This is a genomic window from Helicobacter pylori (genome assembly GCF_017594925.1).
Lineage (GTDB): Bacteria > Campylobacterota > Campylobacteria > Campylobacterales > Helicobacteraceae > Helicobacter > Helicobacter pylori_DP.
In genome coordinates this window covers 16,504-30,142 of record NZ_JAALNT010000008.1, presented here as the reverse complement: position 1 = coordinate 30,142, position 13,639 = coordinate 16,504, and the positions used below count along the sequence as shown (strand labels likewise).

Below are 13,639 nucleotides of genomic sequence, written 5' to 3'. Positions count from 1 at the left end.
GTTTCACTCTTCTTCATAATCAGAGTTATAGTCTTCATAATCGTCATCATCATAGACATTCTTATAATCCCCATACTCTTCATATTCTTCTTCAAAACCCTCTAATTCTTCTTCAAAATCTTCCAATTCGTCTTCGTAATCTTTCATTCCACTTCCTTTCGTTGTTAATATCTTATTTGATAATATCTTGCACGACTTCACTCGCTATTTGCAGACCAAAACTCGCCGTAACCGCATTAAAACTCCCAAGCTCTATGCAATGCGGGACTTCAGGGCTAAAAACCACTTTAAAATCCCCTTTAAAACGGCGTTTTTTTAAAAAATCCCTAAATTTACGCCCGAATTTATCGCCATAGCTTTCCCACACGCTCCCCACTTGGATGTGTTTAGGGTTCAAACGCTTCGCACTCCCCATAGAGCTGATAAATTTCCCGTAAGCGAAATTCTGGCATTTTATCGCCAAGCTTGTTTTAATAGGCAAATCGTCCATGCAATCTAAAATGTAATCATAATCTCTAAAATTAAATGAATTTAAAAACGCTTCATCTATGCGATAATTCAAAGCTTGAATGCCCTTATAGAGATCTTGCAACACCAACACTTTAGATTCTCCTATCCTTTCTGATCCAATCTGGCGGTTTTGATTGGTAACATCAAACACGTCTTTGTCAATGATGGTGATTTGACCTATCCCCACACGATACAATGCATCTAGCGCAAAGCCCCCAACGCCCCCCACACCACAGATTAAAACCCTTTGTTGGCGGATTTTTTCAAAATCGTTTTTAAACAACCACCTTATGCGCGTGAATCTATCTATGGGTTCAGACAATCTATAGCCTTCAATAAAAATAGTGATTTTATTGTATCGTAGTTTAAAAAATCTAAGACAAAAATTTTTGAATCTTCTTAGCCTTATGCATTTGCGATTGCAGTTCTTCTTTTTCTTTTTCTAATAGTTCAATGCTTTGGGCTATCATTTCCTTAAGGCTTAAAAGCGTGTCTAAATCTAAATCTTTTATTTGCTCTAAAGAAAGGCGCTCTATCAATGAAAAGGCGAGTTTAGAATCTCTTTTAACAAGAGCGATTTTAAAGGAATCTAATAACGCATTAGGCGAGTTCATCTGAATGGATTTCCCTCCAAGCTTCTAACAACCCCCTAGCCACATTCAACACCAAATCAATCTTACTCGCGTCATTTTCCACATTGGCTTGCGTTAAAACTTTGATTTGATGGGTGTATAAGCCTGTAAGATACACCGCCACTTCCCCCCCTTTTTCATAATCTAAAATATTCAACAATTCCGTGAAAATATCCGTAACCCTGTTAATATAATAGATTTTTTTTTCAATGTCTTCATTTTCAATACAGCGTTTGGCTTGCGAGGAAAATCTCAAAATCCCTTCATAAAGCATTTCAATGAGTTTTGCTGGGGATTCCACACTCACTCGGTTATGCTGGTAGGCTTGATAAGCGTTAGCGTATTGCATAATGTTCCTTTATCCTTTAAAATTGATAATTCTCTGTTTTTTTTTAATTCTTTTTAGCCGCCGCTTGATCGATCATCATTTGCACGGAATTGAATTTTTGATTGGCTTTAGAAATTTGGCTATCATAAGCGGCAAAACGCTCCGCCATGATGTTGTAGCGGGTTTTTAAAAGCTCTTGAGCGTTTTCTTTGTCTTTGGTCAGGCTTTTAGCGTCTCTGTCCAGGGAATCTTCATAAATCTTTAATTTAGCGTTCCCTCCGTCTATGAGATTGGCGATGACTTGATTGAATTTAGAAAAAATACCCTCTTGGTGGATTTCTCTGCCCCCCATATCCTTGCTATCGCTCCCATAAAAAAAGTCTTGAGTCGCTTTAGGATTAGAATTTAAGGCACTACTCAATTTAGCTTCATCCAAACTCATCACGCCCTTATCGTCTAAACTAAGCCCGTATTTCATCAAGCTTTCTACCCCATTATCCGTATGCACGCTATAAGAAAACACGTTATTAAGAGAGGATCTAATGGTGCGAATATCGCCCACGCCGTTAAAAATCCCAGCGATTTTAGTGTCAGCGTCATAGCGCGTGTCTTCATCTAATTTAGGGATAAGCTCATTATAGGCTTTGACAAATTCTTTAAGGCTGTCTATAATGGCTTGATTGTCCCTGCTCACGCTGATAATGGCAGGTTTATTAGGCTCTGTGGTTTGCTCTAAAGTGATATTAACCCCGTTAATCACATCATTGATCTCATTAGTGGGGCGTGTGATGCTCACCCCATTATAAGTGAATTGCGAATCGCTCGCTTTTTGCAAATTTTTAGACATAAAAAGCGTGTTTTGTGAAGCTTCATAAGATTGCACCATGCCAGCGTTCAAACCCAAATCTTTCAAACTATTCTTGCCTAAAGCGTCCTCGCCCTTAATCGTGAGCATTCCTGTTTTAGAATTGATCACAAGCTTGCCTTCGGCGTTCTTAAACGCATTCAAGCCTTCTTTGGAATTGATCGCTTGAATGATAGCGTCTGTGTTTTCTTCACTGGTGTTGCTTTCTTTGGTTAAAGCGCTCAAATCCAGTTTTTGGCCATTCAAGCTAACCACCCCTTCTAATTTACCCTCTTTTATGGTGCGAGAGCTTTTCAATAAATCGCTTTCTTGGGTGGTGGTTTGCAAAAAACCAAGCTCTTTAGCCTTACTCCCTTTAATTTCAATGTTTCCCCCACGCCTGTCATTAATGATTAAAGACTCCCCCCCATGAAGAGTGTCTATAGAAATATCCCCATTAGCGATCAAATCTTTAAAATTAGGGTCATTTTCTAAAGCCTGCTCCATCGCTTTTTGGATTGCGGTGTTTTTTTGTTTGATAGAAGCGCTTTCAGGGAGTTCTAGCATGATGGGGACTTCATGCATGCTCCCATCAGCCCCCTTTAAATTCAAACTCAATTCGCTTTTCCCGGCTCCATCAAGTCCTAAAGAAAGGGCGTTTTTGTTAGTGAGCGTGGATTGGAGGTGTGAGCCAAAATAGATGCGGTTGTCTTCGCCGGTGTTTTTGGTATTCACCATTAATTGGTAGGGGTCATTCCCTCCTGTTTTCATCACAATGCCCATCACTTCGCCATTGGTAGCGTCCGTGATGCTTTGAGCCACATCGCCTAAAGTCATTCCTGCTTTAATATCAACGGCGTAGTCCTTGTTTTGCGTGTAAAATTTGAGCGTGGTATCCACTTGGCTAAAAATATCATCTCTTGAAGAAAATTTCGCCCCTAGTTCGTTAATATCGCCTTGCGCTAAATTTTGCACATCCACTTTAATATCTTGGATAGGCACGCCAGCCCCCACGCTCGCGCTCAACGCATCGCCTGTAACATTGCTTTTTCGGCTGATATAAGTGGAATAATCTGAAAGCGTTTTAACCGGGCCTTTTAGAGATGAAAGGAGCGTTTTAATTTCTACAAGGGCTTTTTGTTTTTCAACATTTTGCTCCATTTTCTTGTCTAGTGGGGCGATTAACGCTTTTTCATCAGCGTCCTTAAGCTTGTCAATCACATCATAATTCAAAACCTTACTGCCAAGCCCTAATGAGCTTAATGAACCTATTGCCATGTTTTACCTCTAATGTTTAGCCTCTTTTATCAAAGATAATGCCTATCACATCGCGCATTCTTTGCATAAGCTCCACGGCTTCTTTAGAGGGTATTTCTCTTATCACCTTATCCCCATTAGCGTCTTTGACTGAAACCACTAACCCTTTGATCGTATCGTTATAACTAAAATTAATATCCGTGCCAATGCGTTTCATTTCTTCATTCAGACGCTCGCTCAATAATTCTAGCTTGGGTTTGTATTGATCAGGGTCTATCGTTGTTTTAGATTCATCAATAGTGTTTGTAGTGTTTGTGCGACTGATCTCTTTTGTGGGGGTTGTTTGAACGCTTGTGTGAGATGTGGGAATCCCAATCCCTTGAACTTCATTGACCATAAAAACCTCCAAATTTTTCCATGCCTACAAATATAATGATTTCTTTGTTTGCATAAGCTCTTTAGCCAATATCGGCAATAAAAATGATTTGTTTAATTGCGCGCGATGAGTTCTAAGGGGTTAATGTGCTTTTCTCTCATGGTAACTTCAAAGCCCAAGCGTTGCTCAATGCGCCCTAAAACATAGCCTTTCTGGATCCGCATGCCGCTTTTAATGGTGGGGGCGATTTTATCTAGTTGAGAATAAATCGTGCGGATCCCGTTTTTATGCTCAATGATAACGACTTTTTTAAGCATGTTGATTTCTTTAGCGAACACGATTTTCCCGTCCAAAACATTACGCACCAAAGCGTTTGGGGTTTTTGACACTAGCGTAATAGACTCGCTAAAAATTTTTAAATTATAAACCGGATCAATATAGGGGCCAAATTTTTGCACCACTTCATAATCGTTCAAAGGAGCGATCGTTTTTGGCCCGTTATAGCTCGTGGTGTTGATATTTTGATAAGAGTTCGCCACTTGTTTGACTTCTAAGGCTTGAGAAGATTTTTTCAAACTGACCCTCTCTTCATTTTCTCTGTTTTGTTTGATGATATTCAAGCGTTTTAAAAGGGCGTTCAAGTTCTGGCGCTCTTTTTCTAAAAGGGTTAATCGTTGGTTATAGATCGCATAGTCTTTTTGCATGCTCAAAATGAGCTTATTTTGTTCGGTTTGCAAGGATTTTAAGGTTACTTCACGAGTTTTTTGCTCGTCTATGACAGATGAGATTTTTTGAATGCTGCTTTTGACTTTCAAAGCTTGCACGTTGAGATCCTTTTCTTCTTGGCTTAGTTGCGACATTTTAGACAGGGTGCTTTGGTGCAAGTTTTCAAACGCTACTTGTAAAATCACATCATTAGAAGAGGCTAAATTCTGCCCCTTTAGGGCTTGTGAAAAAAGAAAATCCTCTAAAAGCGTATCAAACACCCTCTTTTGTAAAAATGATCGCTGTTTTTGCAAATGATCTAAAGACTTGCGGTAGTTGGTTAGGACTTTTTCTTGCGCCAAACTTTCGTTACGATTTTTTTCAAGACTCTTTTTTAAAGCCGCCATTTGGCGCTCCATCTCAGCTTTTTGAAGCTCTTTAGAGCGGATCGCTTCGCCTAAAGAACTCAAACGGCTGTTTAGTTGGTTTTTTTCTTCATGGGTTTTTTTCAAAAGGGTTTCTTTATGTTGGATATCTTTAGCAATATCGCTCACTTTTTGCGTGTTAGCTGATAGTAAGGTGGCTAACAAAAACACCCCTAATTTATACATGTCTAGTCCTCCAAGCTACAAGTAAAACAGAAACAAATGAGACCACAAGACTAAAAAGCAGTCCCCATAAAAAATGGTTTAAAACAAACGCGCCTCCTATAATACCCAAAGTATCCATCGTTTTTTCAAAACCTTTTTGCGAAGTGGTATAGAGCATGAGCATGGGGGCTAAAAAACTAGCGATTACAGAATCCATTAAAGCTATTTTATACAAAAACCCGTTTTTAAAAGACACCGAAGCCCCTAATAAATCCATGATCTCTAACCTCTCATGGTATTGATAGATCCAGATGCGGACTTGCTTAAACATCAATAAAACCGATAAGACAAAGACCACTAACGCAAAGATATAGACCGCTGCTTTAATAAAACTCAAGAGATCATACACTTGCATGTAAGTTTTGGCAAAGACTTCAACTTTTTGAACGCCAGGGATTTTGAGCAATTTTTCTTTAATGTTTTCTAAACGCTCTTGAGTGGGGAATGTGGAAAGTTGTAAAGAATAAAAAAAGGGTAAATTCTTTCTTAATTCCTTAAGCCCGTCTGTGCCTAAAGTTTTTTGAAGAGGCTCTAAAGAATAATTAGGATCAATTTCTTTTAACGCTATGATTTCGCTAAAATTTTGACGCAACAATTCCAAGCCTAATTTTTGCGTGCTGGCCAACACGACTGAATAATCTTCAATCAATTTTTTTTCTTTCTGTTCGATCGCTTGATTGATAAACAACACACACTCCAAGCTAAACAATAACGCCACTAGGGGAATGATAAAGGCTAAATGCTTTTTAAGAGTATTCATAAACTTCCCCCTCTTCTATGTAAAATTTTCGGTGATAAGCGCTAAAATTTTTAGGGAATTTGTGCGTAACCACCACGATCGTAGCGTTTAATTGCGTGTTCATGCCCCTTAATAGGCTCCAGATTTTATCGCTAGAATAATCGTCTAAATTCCCGGTAGGCTCATCGGCTAAAATGAGTTCAGGGCAGTTCGCCATAGCCCTAGCCATAGCCACTCGCTGTTGTTCGCCCCCACTGAGCTCTTTGGGGTAGCGGTTAGCCTTATGGCGTAAATCAATATGCCCTAAAAGTTTTTCTAGTTGCAAGTGGCATTCTTCTTTTTTGATCCCACAAATCACCATAGGCAGTTTGATGTTTTGCTCAATCGTGTAATCTTGGATCAATTTATAATCTTGGAAAACCACGCCAATATTTTTACGCAAATCTAAAATCGTCGCTTTTGAAGCGTTGTTCATGTTGATATTGCAAACTTCTAATTTACCGCTAAAAAGTTTTAAATCCCCATAAAACGAACGCAAAAGCGTGCTTTTACCGCTCCCGCTAGGCCCTGAAATGAACACAAAGTCTTTTCGTTTGATGCGTAAATTGGCATGTTTAATGACCGGCTCGTTTTGCTGGTATTGTAAGCATAAATTATTCGCTGCGATGATCACACTCATCCAATTCCCTTTTGGCTTAGGATATTTTGAAGCAAAAGATGCGCTTTGTGGTTGTTTAAGGTTTTTAAGGGGCTTTTATTGAGATAAAAAAGCTTATTTTCTGCCAATAAAACAAACAAACGCACAGGCCAATCAAAATCCCCCATACTCAATTCCACTAAAAAATCCCCCTTATCCTCATAAATATTACAAACATGCACAAAATACCCTTCTTTGATGATTTTTTTGGTTTTTAAAATCGTTTTAACGCTCTTTTTACTCATTGTTATTGTATCAAAAGAAAAATCAAATGCATGGTTATCAAAAGGGGTTTCATCCAATTCTAAAGAATAAATTCTTAAATCATAAATATCTTTTTTGAGTTTATTCCAACGCGCTTCATACTTGCTGACCACCGGGATTTGAGCGTTTTTTTTGATTTCTATCTCGCATTGAAAGTTTTTTAGGGCTAATTTTAGGCTGTCTTCAAAATAAAGGCCATCATCGGTGCGTAATTCCAAAAACCCTCTAGGCTTTAAAACCCTTAAAGCTTCGTTTAAAAATTTTTCGCTTAGCACCCGGCGGTGTTTTTTCTCATTCCATGGCACAGGGAAATGCACAAAAATTTTCTCGCACTTATAATTTGGCATGCTCTCTAAAATCAAACGGCCATCGCCTTGCAAGATGTGCAGATTTTTTAAATCCAACAATTCAATTTGCTTTAACGCTTGCGCGATAGAGGGGGTGTGAATCTCTATCCCTAAGCATGTTTTAGTGGGGTTGTTTTTGGCTAATTCTATCAAATGCCTCCCGCTCCCAAAACCAATTTCGGCTAAAATAGGGGCTTGATTTTTTTGGATAAAGTCTTCAAAAGTTTCTAAATCAAGGGCTTTTTTTTGGCTCGCATGTTTAGAATTTTCTTGCAAATTATGCGAAATGACTTCAAAAGATTGTGAATAAATCCTTAAAGCTTGTTTTAAAATCTCTCTTTTTAAGGGCGTTGCTTTTTCGCTTTTGATCAAAAAATCATCCGCTCGCCGGATTTTTTGCAATAAAAAAACATCACCTTTAAAACTCGCATGCACACAGCTTTTAGTGGGGTGTTTTAAGCTTAAAAATTCCCTATGAAAACAAAAATCCCCTTTGATTATGGGGTATTCTAAAGGCTTGGAATCTAGCTTGGCTAAAAAATGGGGCATTAAAACCCTTTTAGCGCTCTAAAAATAAGCGCACTTCTTTGCTTGGGTGCGACTCTAAACCATCTTTATCCACGCTCACCACTTGATAACGATAAGCCACGCCCACTTTCATGTCCTTATCCACGAATTGGTTTTTGGTGATATTCCCAAAACGCAAAGGGGTTTTAGAATTGGCTTCAAAACGATACACCGCATAAGTGGCTATTTTAGCGCTTGGGTTATTTTCCCATTGAATGAAAGCTGAAGAATCTTGAATAGTCCCTTTAGTGATGATAGGAGCTTCGGGCCTGTCAGCGGTCTCACCCATGGCAGGCTCTTTGGGTAATGCCCCTTCAAGATGCGTTTTATCAAGGGCGACGACTTTATAATAACGAGTGAGGTTGTCTTTTTCTATTTTATCCACATAGGAAGTGTTAGTGGTTTGAGCGATGAATTTGTATTTGTCGTTGCGGTTATTGGAAGCGTAAATGCGATAAGCTATCACATCTTCTTGGCTGGATTTATCCCAACTCAATTCAATGTGTCGTGTGAGATTTTGGCTCACTCTAACATTAGTGATTTCTTTGGGTAAGTCTTTGGTTTTCCCCTCCACTATCACGCTAGGCCTGGATTTATCCCCCATGAAATTTTCGGCGATGACTCGGTAGCGGTATTTTTGCCCATCTTCTAAATCTTTATCAAAAAACTCCACAAACAAGCGGTTTTTTACAGCCCCTACATTTAAAAATTTGCCGTCTTTATTCTGTCTTTGAATGATGTATTTAGAAACGCTGGGATTTGGGTGCGGGCTCCAAAAGACTTTCACGCTTTTAGGGTATTCAAGGCTTGCAAACACGCTTTCTACAGGATTGATAAAAGAGGTTTTTACTAGAATGGGGTCTGAAAGGTTAGAGATTTTATCGCCCTTGTAAGTAGCGAGTTGGTAAGTGTAAGAACTCTCTGTTTCTAGCCCCTCATCATAATAGTGGGTCGCATAAGGGTTTTTAATTGTGGCGATTCTTTTAAGCTTGGAGTCTTTTTTCAAACGATACAAAATAAACCCATCAATATCATAAGTATCAGCGATTTTAGGCCATTCAAAACCCACTGAACTCACATCGTTAATGGTTTTAATAGAATGGACTACCGGAAGATTAGTATCTATATTTTCTTGATTATTAAGGGCTGAAAAAGTATGATTCCTGGTAGAAGAACACCCTATAAAAACCGCTAATACCACACTACTTTGCAATAAAAGCGTGAAGTATTTTTTCTTCATCCAAGACCTCATCTAAATTCTCCTTGTCAAAAACTCTTTTAAGATATTCTAACATATCCTTTAATAGGGGAACTTTAAAGCGCAGTTTTTGCTCGCTTCTGGGGTGTTTGAACTCTATCAAATAGGCATGCAGCATGATTCTTATTTCTTCTTTAAAAAGCGCCCCATTAAGCCCATAAAGATTATCGCCTATGATGTGTCTGTTCAAATATTCTAAATGCGCTCTGATCTGGTGCGTGCGCCCAGTGAATAGTTTAGCCCCTATCAAATCCATGCCATTTTGAGAAGTCAGCAAGCTAGTAAATTCGCTTTTAGAATAGCGGCTTTTTTCTTTTTTAGCCGCTTTGAGCGCTATCATTTTTAAGCGGTTATTGGGGTTTCTTGTCAAATAGCATTCCACGCTCATTTTTTCTTCTTTTAAGGGCGTTGAAAGCAAGGCGATATAATAGCGCCCCATCATTTTGGTTTTGAGCTGCTCGCTCAAATGAACATGGGTAAAATTGTTTTTAGCGATGACAATCCCTCCGCTCGTGTCCTTATCCAAACGATGCACAATCCCATAGCGTTCTTTTAAGCCCAGATTAGAAAGCTCGTAATTTTGAGATTTTAACCAATCCACTAAAGTAGGCTCTTTCACGCTGGGGGCTTTATGGACGACTAGATTAGGGGGCTTATTTAACACCAACAAGTCTTCATCTTCAAAAATGACTTCTATTTCTAAATCAAGCTCTTTTTTTAAAGGTTTGGGCGTGATTTGGGGCGTTAAAAGCGTGATTGTATCACCCTCTTTTAAGGCTAGCCCCCCTTTTTTGACCTCCTTTTTTTGACAAAACACTAACCCCTCTTTAATCAAATTCAATACCTGATTTTTAGAAATTTGCAATTCTTTGGCTAAAAATTCATCAATGCGTTTGTAATGGGTAGGGGCGATGAAAACTTTTTGCATCCAAACTCTTTTTTGCATTTTTAAAAACCATTATTCTACTCAAAACCTTAAAAAAATCCTATTTCATTATTTGAATACGCTATAATCGGTGCACCAACATTGTGTGGCTCAAATCATTTTAAAAGGGGTTCTAATGGAACATAACGGGCATGATAAACTGAACGGCATTTTGCGTGGTTTTTTAGGCAACTCATTCACGCTTGATGGGAAAGAGGGAGGATTGAACATGAGCAAGATGCTTGAACACATCAAAAAAGAAAAACCAAAGATGAATGTTTTGCTCATGGGGGCTACTGGGGTGGGTAAAAGCTCGCTCATTAACGCTCTCTTTGGTAAAGAAATCGCTAAAGCAGGCGTAGGAAAGCCTATCACTCAGCACCTTGAAAAATACATTGATGAACAGAAAGGCTTGGTTTTTTGGGACACTAAAGGCATTGAAGCTGATGATTATCAAAATACCATAGAAAGCCTTAAAAAAGAAATGGAAGATTCTTTTAAAACGCTTGATGAAAAAGAAGCCATTGATGTGGCGTATTTGTGCGTTAAGGAGACTTCTTCTAGGGTTCAAGAGAGAGAGCTATTAAGCTTCGCTAAAAATTGGAATATCCCAACGATTGTCGTTTTCACAAACACAGCCAAAAGGTATGATACATTCGTCCAAAGATCTAAAGAAATCATAGACGAATAATGGGGATTTAAAGGTTTTGTCAGAGCCTATGTGAGGGTCAATTCCGTTGCCTTTTCATTTAGGGGGTTGAAAGTCCCTGTTGAAGGTTTAGAAGAATTGGTAGCTGAAACAGAAAAATGTCTTTCAGACGCTAAAGAAAATAAGAGAAGGCATTTCTTGAGTATTCAAAAAGCTAATATCCAAAAAAGAAAACAGGCCATGATAGAGGAATGTAAAACCATTATCCATGTTGCATCAGGAGCGGCTGGAGCGGCTGGGCTTATCCCCATACCCTTTAGCGATGCGCTCGCTATCGCGCCCATTCAAGCAGGGATGATTTATAAAATGAATGACGCTTTTGGAATGGATTTGGAAGAATCTGTAGCCGCATCATTGATCGCAGGATTGTTAAGCGTAACCGCTGTCGCGCAAGTGGGGAGAACGCTCGTTAATGGTTTCCTTAAATTCATTCCTGTTGTGGGGAGTGTTGCAGGGAGTGCAACCGCTGTAATTATCACAGAAGGCATTGGGTTTGCGTATTTGAAAGTGTTAGAAAAATGCTTTAATGATGAAACGGGCGAAGTCAAATTGCCTGCAATGGATACGATAAAATCTCTCTTTAAGGAGAGTTATCTCAGTTTGGATACCATCAAAAAATTAAAACCATAAGATTAGGGGTTATGAAAAACGCATGGCATTAGACAAAAGAATCTGGATGCATTTTGATCTCTTGCCTTTTGTGTTTATCATCCCCTTGCTTGTGGTTTCTTTTTTATTGATTTTTGAGAGCAGCGCGGTTTTGAGCTTAAAGCAAGGGGTTTATTATGCGATAGGGTTTCTTCTCTTTTGGATCGTGTTTTTTATCCCTTTCAGAAAGCTTGATCGGTGGCTCTTTGTGTTTTATTGGGCGTGCGTTATTTTATTAGCGTTAGTGGATTTTATGGGATCAAGCAAGCTTGGGGCACAGCGATGGCTAGTCATTCCCTTTACCTCTATCACCTTACAGCCTAGCGAACCTGTAAAAATCGCTATCCTTTTATTATTGGCGCATTTGATTAAAATAAACCCACCCCCTTTTAAGGGCTATGATTGGGGCATGTTTTTAAAGCTTAGTTTTTACATTTGCCTACCGGCGGCTTTGATTTTAAAACAGCCTGATTTAGGCACGGCTCTTATTGTATTGATCATGGGTTTTGGGATTTTATTGATCGTGGGTTTAAGGACTAGGGTGTGGCTCCCTCTTTTTATCGCTCTTTTAGTGGCTTCGCCTATCGCTTATCACTTTTTGCACGATTACCAAAAAAAGCGCATCGCAGACTTCCTTTCTGAAAAGCCTAATTACCATGTCATGCAATCCATTATCGCTATAGGATCGGGCGGGTTTTTAGGCAAATCTAAAGAAGCCTGCACGCAAACCAAATTCAAATTCTTGCCTATCGCAACGAGCGATTTTATCTTCGCTTACTTCGTGGAGCGTTTTGGGTTTTTAGGGGCTATGTTGCTTTTTGCGATTTATATAGGCTTGAGTTTGCATTTGTTCTTTTACATGTTTGAGAGCAACAGCGATTGGTTTTTAAAGATTGTAGCCCTTGGGATTTCTATTTTAATCTTTGTTTATTCCAGCGTGAATATCGCCATGACTTTAGGGTTAGCCCCTGTGGTGGGGATTCCCTTGCCATTATTCAGCTATGGGGGGAGCAGTTTTATCACTTTTATGATCCTATTTGGGATCTTAGAAAACCTGCTTGCTTTTCGCTATATTTTTGGATACAATAGCAAACCATCTTTTGGGAATTTTGGATTCTTAGCTCAGCTGGTCAGAGCGCTCGGCTCATAACCGATTGGTCGTAGGTTCAAGTCCTACAGAATCCACCACTCCCCCTTTTTTATCTCTCCCTTTTTAAGTGAAAAGCGATTGGACGCTTTCGTTATGATAAATCCTTCTGATCACTTCTGCAAATAAGGACGCTACGCTTAAAGTGGTGATTTTATCGCATTTTTGAACTAAAGGGATAGAGTTAGTTACCACCACTTCATCTAACGCGCTTTCTTTAATGCGCTTGATCGCATTCCCGCTCAAAACCGCATGCGTGCCTAACGCCATGACAGAAGTTGCCCCCTGTTCTTTTAAGGCCAAAGCGGCTTTACAGATCGTGCCTGCGGTATCAATCATGTCATCCACTAAAATCACATCGCGCTCCTTTGCTGAGCCGATAATATTCATCACTTCGCTTTCATTAGCTTTTTCACGGCGCTTATCCACGATGATCAAATCTAAGCCCATTTGATTGGCAAAATACCTGGCTCTTGTAACCCCACCCACATCAGGGCTAGCGATCACAGGGTTTTTTAACGCTTTAGAGCGGATATAGTCTCTAAAGACGATAGATCCGTATAAATTATCCACCGGCACATCAAAAAAGCCTTGGATTTGCCCGGCATGCAAATCCATCGTAATGATCCTTTCAATCCCCACTTCTTGCATCAAATTAGCGACCATTTTAGCCGTGATAGGCACTCGTGGAGCCGCTTTTCTGTCCTGTCTGGCATAGCCAAAATACGGCAACACCGCTGTGATAGAATTGGCCGAACTGCGCCTTAAAGCATCTACCATGACTAACAATTCCATTAAATTGTCATTGACCGGCACGCAAGTGGGCTGGATAATAAAAATATCCTTACCGCGCACCGATTCGCTGATTTGGATATTGATTTCGCCATCGCTGAATTTCCCTATCACCGCTTTGGATAAGGGAAAGCCTAAATGCTTTGACACTTCTTTGCCAAATGCAGGGTGAGCGCTCCCTGAAAAAATCTTAAACCCACGCATCTTTGCCTTAAACCCACGCGCCTTCATCGCTGACACTCCC

General features: G+C 39.5%; 14 protein-coding genes, 1 tRNA gene and 1 pseudogene. 3 read left to right on the top strand and 13 right to left on the bottom strand.

What is annotated here, in order from left to right; translation table 11 throughout:
• Positions 1–3: 3 nt before the first annotated feature.
• From G6069_RS04280 to G6069_RS04225, 12 genes are all read right to left on the bottom strand, one after another.
• Positions 4–147, bottom strand: coding sequence for a hypothetical protein (locus G6069_RS04280; RefSeq protein WP_127960912.1), 144 nt, complete (start codon positions 145–147; stop codon positions 4–6).
• A gap of 25 nt (positions 148–172) precedes the next feature.
• Positions 173–832 (bottom strand): tRNA threonylcarbamoyladenosine dehydratase, encoded by a 660-nt coding sequence (locus tag G6069_RS04275; RefSeq protein ID WP_001294086.1) that lies wholly within the window; start codon positions 830–832, stop codon positions 173–175.
• 52 nt (positions 833–884) lie between these two features.
• Positions 885–1,124, bottom strand: coding sequence for a hypothetical protein (locus G6069_RS04270; protein WP_197293482.1), 240 nt, complete (start codon positions 1,122–1,124; stop codon positions 885–887).
• Positions 1,111–1,491, bottom strand: a complete 381-nt coding sequence (fliS, locus tag G6069_RS04265; RefSeq protein ID WP_001199081.1) for a flagellar export chaperone FliS — start codon at positions 1,489–1,491, stop codon at positions 1,111–1,113. Before fliS ends, G6069_RS04270 begins: the two co-directional genes overlap by 14 nt.
• Before the next feature lie 43 nt (positions 1,492–1,534).
• Complete coding sequence (fliD, locus tag G6069_RS04260; protein ID WP_197293481.1) at positions 1,535–3,592, bottom strand: flagellar filament capping protein FliD; 2,058 nt, start codon at positions 3,590–3,592, stop codon at positions 1,535–1,537.
• A 16-nt stretch (positions 3,593–3,608) separates the two neighbouring features.
• A complete protein-coding gene (gene flaG, locus G6069_RS04255; RefSeq protein WP_021581944.1) occupies positions 3,609–3,968 on the bottom strand; it encodes a flagella length regulator FlaG in 360 nt (119 codons plus the stop codon).
• Positions 3,969–4,060: 92 nt separating this feature from the next.
• The gene (locus G6069_RS04250; protein ID WP_197293480.1) at positions 4,061–5,263 is read right to left on the bottom strand and encodes a murein hydrolase activator EnvC family protein; all 1,203 of its coding nucleotides are present in this window, start codon (positions 5,261–5,263) and stop codon (positions 4,061–4,063) included.
• A complete protein-coding gene (locus G6069_RS04245; RefSeq protein WP_197293479.1) occupies positions 5,256–6,062 on the bottom strand; it encodes a cell division FtsX domain-containing protein in 807 nt (268 codons plus the stop codon). Before G6069_RS04245 ends, G6069_RS04250 begins: the two co-directional genes overlap by 8 nt.
• Complete coding sequence (locus tag G6069_RS04240) at positions 6,049–6,720, bottom strand: ABC transporter ATP-binding protein (protein ID WP_001936430.1); 672 nt, start codon at positions 6,718–6,720, stop codon at positions 6,049–6,051. The genes G6069_RS04245 and G6069_RS04240 overlap by 14 nt, the downstream gene beginning before the upstream one ends.
• Positions 6,717–7,898 carry a tRNA (guanosine(46)-N7)-methyltransferase TrmB gene (gene trmB, locus G6069_RS04235; RefSeq protein ID WP_197293478.1) on the bottom strand — a complete coding sequence of 394 codons (1,182 nt, stop codon included), beginning with the start codon at positions 7,896–7,898 and terminating at the stop codon, positions 6,717–6,719. Before trmB ends, G6069_RS04240 begins: the two co-directional genes overlap by 4 nt.
• A gap of 10 nt (positions 7,899–7,908) precedes the next feature.
• Entirely contained in the window at positions 7,909–9,156 is a 1,248-nt protein-coding gene (locus G6069_RS04230; protein WP_197293501.1) for a fibronectin type III domain-containing protein, read from the bottom strand.
• On the bottom strand, positions 9,119–10,102 hold the full coding sequence (locus G6069_RS04225) for an RluA family pseudouridine synthase (RefSeq protein ID WP_197293477.1): 984 nt from the start codon (positions 10,100–10,102) through the stop codon (positions 9,119–9,121). Before G6069_RS04225 ends, G6069_RS04230 begins: the two co-directional genes overlap by 38 nt.
• Positions 10,103–10,235: 133 nt before the next feature.
• Between G6069_RS04225 and G6069_RS04220 the strand changes: the two are divergent.
• The 3 genes and pseudogenes from G6069_RS04220 (at position 10,236) to G6069_RS04210 (ending at position 12,644) form a co-directional block, all read left to right on the top strand.
• Positions 10,236–11,438 (top strand): annotated as a pseudogene (locus G6069_RS04220) (GTPase).
• Between the two features lie 22 nt (positions 11,439–11,460).
• Positions 11,461–12,606, top strand: a complete 1,146-nt coding sequence (locus G6069_RS04215; protein WP_080247132.1) for an FtsW/RodA/SpoVE family cell cycle protein — start codon at positions 11,461–11,463, stop codon at positions 12,604–12,606.
• Positions 12,568–12,644 (top strand) — tRNA-Ile (locus G6069_RS04210). The genes G6069_RS04215 and G6069_RS04210 overlap by 39 nt, the downstream gene beginning before the upstream one ends.
• Positions 12,645–12,669: 25 nt before the next feature.
• Here G6069_RS04210 and G6069_RS04205 read toward each other — a convergent pair.
• Complete coding sequence (locus G6069_RS04205; RefSeq protein WP_000647424.1) at positions 12,670–13,626, bottom strand: ribose-phosphate pyrophosphokinase; 957 nt, start codon at positions 13,624–13,626, stop codon at positions 12,670–12,672.
• Positions 13,627–13,639 lie beyond the last annotated feature (13 nt).

Bases quoted from the DNA above. Each gene is read 5' to 3' on its own strand.
- G6069_RS04280 (WP_127960912.1), bottom strand. From the start codon at position 147: ATGAAAGATTACGAAGACGAATTGGAAGATTTTGAAGAAGAATTAGAG.
- G6069_RS04270 (WP_197293482.1), bottom strand. From the start codon at position 1,124: ATGAACTCGCCTAATGCGTTATTAGATTCCTTTAAAATCGCTCTTGTT.
- fliS (WP_001199081.1), bottom strand. From the start codon at position 1,491: ATGCAATACGCTAACGCTTATCAAGCCTACCAGCATAACCGAGTGAGT.
- fliD (WP_197293481.1), bottom strand. From the start codon at position 3,592: ATGGCAATAGGTTCATTAAGCTCATTAGGGCTTGGCAGTAAGGTTTTG.
- flaG (WP_021581944.1), bottom strand. From the start codon at position 3,968: ATGGTCAATGAAGTTCAAGGGATTGGGATTCCCACATCTCACACAAGC.
- G6069_RS04250 (WP_197293480.1), bottom strand. From the start codon at position 5,263: ATGTATAAATTAGGGGTGTTTTTGTTAGCCACCTTACTATCAGCTAAC.
- G6069_RS04245 (WP_197293479.1), bottom strand. From the start codon at position 6,062: ATGAATACTCTTAAAAAGCATTTAGCCTTTATCATTCCCCTAGTGGCG.
- G6069_RS04240 (WP_001936430.1), bottom strand. From the start codon at position 6,720: ATGAGTGTGATCATCGCAGCGAATAATTTATGCTTACAATACCAGCAA.
- trmB (WP_197293478.1), bottom strand. From the start codon at position 7,898: ATGCCCCATTTTTTAGCCAAGCTAGATTCCAAGCCTTTAGAATACCCC.
- G6069_RS04230 (WP_197293501.1), bottom strand. From the start codon at position 9,156: ATGAAGAAAAAATACTTCACGCTTTTATTGCAAAGTAGTGTGGTATTA.
- G6069_RS04225 (WP_197293477.1), bottom strand. From the start codon at position 10,102: ATGCAAAAAGTTTTCATCGCCCCTACCCATTACAAACGCATTGATGAA.
- G6069_RS04215 (WP_080247132.1), top strand. From the start codon at position 11,461: ATGGCATTAGACAAAAGAATCTGGATGCATTTTGATCTCTTGCCTTTT.
- G6069_RS04205 (WP_000647424.1), bottom strand. From the start codon at position 13,626: ATGAAGGCGCGTGGGTTTAAGGCAAAGATGCGTGGGTTTAAGATTTTT.